Origin of the sequence: Actinomadura soli, assembly GCF_005889715.1 — a bacterium.
Lineage (GTDB): Bacteria > Actinomycetota > Actinomycetes > Streptosporangiales > Streptosporangiaceae > Spirillospora > Spirillospora soli.
In genome coordinates this window covers 1-4635 of record NZ_VCKW01000421.1, presented here as the reverse complement: position 1 = coordinate 4635, position 4635 = coordinate 1, and the positions used below count along the sequence as shown (strand labels likewise).

The 4635-nt window shown below is 69.2% G+C and carries 3 protein-coding genes; all 3 read left to right on the top strand.

The genetic code is table 11. The annotated features are described in order from the left end of the window. The first annotated feature begins 108 nt into the window (after positions 1–108). The 3 genes from rsmG to ETD83_RS39600 all read left to right on the top strand — a co-directional run bounded on the left by rsmG (position 109) and on the right by ETD83_RS39600 (position 2989). Entirely contained in the window at positions 109–798 is a 690-nt protein-coding gene (gene rsmG / locus ETD83_RS39610; protein WP_407921558.1) for a 16S rRNA (guanine(527)-N(7))-methyltransferase RsmG, read from the top strand. Positions 799–1145: 347 nt separating this feature from the next. Continuing rightward, the gene (locus ETD83_RS39605) at positions 1146–1961 is read left to right on the top strand and encodes a ParA family protein (protein WP_138650392.1); all 816 of its coding nucleotides are present in this window, start codon (positions 1146–1148) and stop codon (positions 1959–1961) included. Beyond that, entirely contained in the window at positions 1958–2989 is a 1032-nt protein-coding gene (locus ETD83_RS39600; RefSeq protein WP_138650391.1) for a ParB/RepB/Spo0J family partition protein, read from the top strand. The genes ETD83_RS39605 and ETD83_RS39600 overlap by 4 nt, the downstream gene beginning before the upstream one ends. Positions 2990–4635: the final 1646 nt, after the last annotated feature.

The window sequence follows — 4635 nt, the reverse complement described above, 5'->3', positions numbered from 1 at the left end:
GGCTTGGTATGTGGCGTCCGGGGGGCCGGGTGGCCGGGTGGCCGTGCCGTGTTGGGATGTTGGGCGAGGACGTTGCGCGTGCACGGCTCTGCAGGTTTATGTGGAACGATTCGTCTGGTGGGGATTGGACGTGAGGTCGTCTTCGGTGACGCGCTGCCGGTTGCGGAGCGTTACGCGGCGTTCCTTGAGACGGCAGGGGTGGAGCGCGGGCTCATGGGTCCGCGCGAGGTCGATCGTCTCTGGGAACGCCACCTGATCAACTGCGCGGTGGTGTCGGAGGCGATTCCGGCGGACGCGCGGGTCGTGGACGTCGGATCGGGGGCGGGCTTGCCGGGCATCGTGCTCGCGATCGTCCGGCCCGATCTTCGGATCATCCTGTTGGAACCGCTGCTTCGGCGCACCACGTTTCTGGACGAATGCGTCGAAATGCTCGACCTGCGCAACGTTGAGGTGCGGCGCGGACGGGCCGAGGACATGGTCGGGGAGATCACGGTCGACGTGGCCACGGCGCGCGCCGTCGCACCGCTCAAACGCCTTGTGACATGGGCGCTTCCGCTGCTGCGTCCGGACGGCGAGCTGCTCGCGCTCAAGGGCGAGCGGGCCGCGGCCGAACTGGACGAGGCGGAGCCCGTCCTGAAGCGACTCGGGGCGCGGAGCACGGAACTGCTTCAAGTCGGGCGCGGTATGGTCGATTCTCCGACAACACTCGTCCGCGTGGTCGCCGGCCGGGGCGAGGCCGTCGGGCCACGACAGCGCGCACCCCGGCGTGCTAAAGGGTCGAGGAAGAGGTCTTCATGAGCACGGGACCAGGACTTGGCAGGCCTGACCGCGCCGACGAATCCCCCGACGAACAGCCGTCCGGCCTGGGCGGACCCGGCGAGGACGCCGCGCGGGCCGCGTCCTCCGCAGGGACGCGGGGGGAGGCGGACCCGGGCACCGCACCGGGGACCGCGCCCTCCGGACACGCAATGTGGGGTACCACGACGTCCGGAACCGCGGAGAACGTCGGTTACGTACCGACGAACGCCGGTGCGCAGCCGGCGGGTCCGCGCAAGGGACCAACTCAGGGGGAGTCAGAACTCGTGCGCGAGGCGCTCAAGGACGCCAAGGTTTCACATGAAACAACGGCCACCGCGGTCAGGCCGATGCCGGGCCGCAGGGGCAAGGAGTGGCCGCGGCCCGACAGATGCCGCATCATCACCATCGCCAACCAGAAGGGCGGCGTGGGTAAGACCACCAGTTCGGTGAACCTTGCCGCGTCCCTTGCCATGCACGGCGCCCAGGTCCTCGTGGTCGACCTCGACCCCCAGGGCAACGCCTCCACCGCTCTCGGCGTCGAGCACCACGCCGAGGTCCCGTCGATCTACGACGTGCTGATCGAGGACATGGCGCTCGCCGACATCGTCGTCCCGGCCCCCGAGATCCCCAACCTCTACTGCGCGCCCGCGACGCTCAACCTCGCCGGCGCCGAGATCGAGCTCGTCTCCAAGGTGGCGCGCGAGTCACGGCTGCGCCGGGCGCTGGACGCCTACGACACCGACAAGTACGACTACGTTCTGATCGACTGTCCGCCGTCCCTCGGTCTGCTCACCGTGAACGCCCTTGTCGGCGGGGACGAGCTGCTCATCCCCATCCAATGCGAGTACTACGCGCTGGAGGGCCTCGGGCAGCTGATCAGAACCGTCGACCTCGTCAAGGCGCACCTCAACCAGAAACTGAAGGTGTCCACGATCCTGCTCACGATGTACGACGCCCGGACGCGCCTTGCCGCGCAGGTGGCCGAGGACGTCCGCAACCACTTCGGCGACGTCGTCCTCAACACCGTCATCCCCCGCAGCGTCCGGGTCTCTGAGGCTCCGAGTTACGGGCAGTCCGTCATGACCTACGATCCCGGTTCGAGCGGCGCGCTCGCCTACAGCGAGGCGGCCTCGGAAATGGCCCATGGAGGAGCCGTCCAGTGAGCCAGCAGCGACGCGGCCTCGGCAAGGGACTCGGCGCCCTCATTCCCACCGCCCCGCCTCCGCCGACGTCCACCGAACCGGGCAGCGCCGGCGAGCCGGGATTCCCCGGCGGGCCCGCAGTGCCCGGGACTTCGGGCCCGTCCGGGACGCCCGGCCCGAACGGCACCGCATCGTTGGATCCGGCGCTGGAACCGTTCGCGGGCGCCCATTTCGCCGAGCTTCCCGTCCGCTCCATCACCGCGAACCCGCGTCAGCCGCGCGACCACTTCGACGACGAGGCTCTGGAAGAGCTGGCCGAGTCGATCCGCATCGTCGGGCTCCTTCAGCCGATCGTGGTGCGCAAGACCGCGTCAGGGGAGCACGACTATGAGCTGATCATGGGCGAGCGCCGCTTGCGGGCGTCCAAGCTGGCCGGGTTGGACGTCATCCCGGCCATCGTCCGCGAGACCGGCGACAACGACCTGCTCCGTGACGCCCTCATGGAGAACCTTCACCGCCAGCAGCTCAACCCGCTGGAGGAGGCCGCCGCGTACCAGCAGTTGCTGCAGGACTTCGGCGCCACCCACGAGCAGCTCGCGGGACGCATCGGACGGTCGCGTCCGCACATCACCAACACGCTCCGCCTGCTGAACCTGCCGCCGGGCGTCCAACGCCGTGTCGCCGCGGGTGTTCTCTCGGCCGGCCACGCCCGCGCACTCCTTTCGCTCGACAGCGTCGAAGCCCAGGAGCACCTGGCGCAGCGGATCGTGCAGGAGGGGCTCTCCGTACGCGCTCTTGAGGAACTCATCGCGATCCGCGAGGTCGACGACGAACCGAAGTCGCCACGCCAAGGGCGTCGCAAGAAGCCTGTCGCCCCCGGACTGAAGGAGTTGGCCGACCGTCTCTCCGACCGCTACGAGACCAAGGTCCGTGTCGACATGGGGCGCAACAAGGGCAAGATCGTGGTCGAGTTCGCCACTCTGGAGGACCTGGACCGAATCATCAAATCCATGGTCCCCGATGAGGGCGACGGCGCCGGTAACGCCTAGCGTCCTCGCCGCCCAACTGAGCGCCCCGGCAGGCCCAAGACAGACGGCTCCCGGGGCGCTTTGCTTTGCCGGTGGCGGGATGTTTCCCGTGAAACATCTCGCCACCCCGACCGTTCATGGCGTCCCCCGTCATCGTGCGCCGGGAGGCTTATGCGCGCGGACGGACGCAGGCGCCGGTCTCTTGGCGAAGCATCATGGCGACCCGCTTGCCCCAGTTGCCGCGACACCGTTTTGCCGCGAGGGGCTTTGGCTGGACTCTCCCGATGCCTGAAGGCTGATCGTGGCTGCGGCCGACCGCCTACGGCTGGACTGAACGTGTGCCGATTGGTCGTGCTCCTCTCGGCCGGTGCGCTTATCAGCGTCGCAGGGGATCGCGGGCACAGTTCCCAACGCCGATCACCAAGTGCGGAGCCGCCCATCGGCGGGCTCGCTGCTTCCGCGCCGCTTCGTCCGGCTTCTGTGTCGGAAGGCAGAGGACTGGGAATGCTGCCGTCCGCCTGGCGAGGGCGACTAGCGCCCGTGTTGTCGAACAGGGGACGCGGGCTCATCGTGACGGCGTTGAGGGCGAGTTCGGGTTGAAGGCTGGGCGTGCGGTCGACCAACTCGGATGGAAACCCGCTCCTGGAGCTCAGCCACAGTCGGCCGAGGGGGGCGCCGGTGGTCCTCTGTCAGCGGGGTGATCCCGGCGCGGCACGTCCCGCTGTGGCGCCCGCTCCCCACGCGGGGCTCGACCGTCTCGGGCTGATGTTTCACGTGAAACTGTGGCGCGTCGGCCGACGCTTGTGCGACGGTCCACGACTACCTGGTCCGTCCAGTGTTGAGGGAGACGACGATCGGCCATCACAGATGCGCGACGGCATTTGAGGTCGACCTCCTGTCGGCAATCCTCGTGCAGGCGCCGGACGAGGCTGACTGCCTCGCCACTCCCCTGCGATCGCGGCCGAATCGAAGGACGACAGTTCGCACTCTGTGGTGCTCGTCCCGCCTTGGCTGCCGATCAATGAACTCGTCGCGCACGCGCGTTCGTGTGCCGGGCGCGTGGAGCGTCCCGAAGCGGTCGGCGCGTCGCTCTTCCGAAGATGGGGTCGGCGCGTCGGACACGACGGGGAGTGGGCGACATCGATGGTCTCTGGCGGGGCTGGCATGTCGGGCTGCTGGGCGTCCGGGAGTGCTTGGTTCTTGGCGGCGACGCGTCGCGGTCCTGGGTGTCTCGGGTGTCCGGGGGTCGGGAGTGGGGGGCGTCGCGGCTTCTTGGGTATTCGGAGCGATGCGTGCTCTTGGGGCGGGGCACCGCATGGCCTTCGGGTGCGACGTGCTGGTGAATGTCGCGTACGGGGTTTGGTGGTTCCTGTGCGGTGGCTGGGCGTCCGGCCTTCTGGCGTCAGGCGCAGTCTGGCTTTGGGGCGCCAGGTGCCGGGTCGCACCGGCGGCGACTCTGGACGTCTTGCTGCCTCACGCCCCCAGAGGGGCGACACCCGGGGACCCGACACCCGGGGACCCGACACCCGGGGACCCGACACCCGGGGACCCGACACCCGGAGGGGCGACACCCGGGGGCGCGACACCCCGAGGAGGCGACGTCCGGACATTTGTGTCGACGGAGTCGGGTGTTCGGGGTCCGGTGTCGCTCGGCCTGGGGTGTGGGG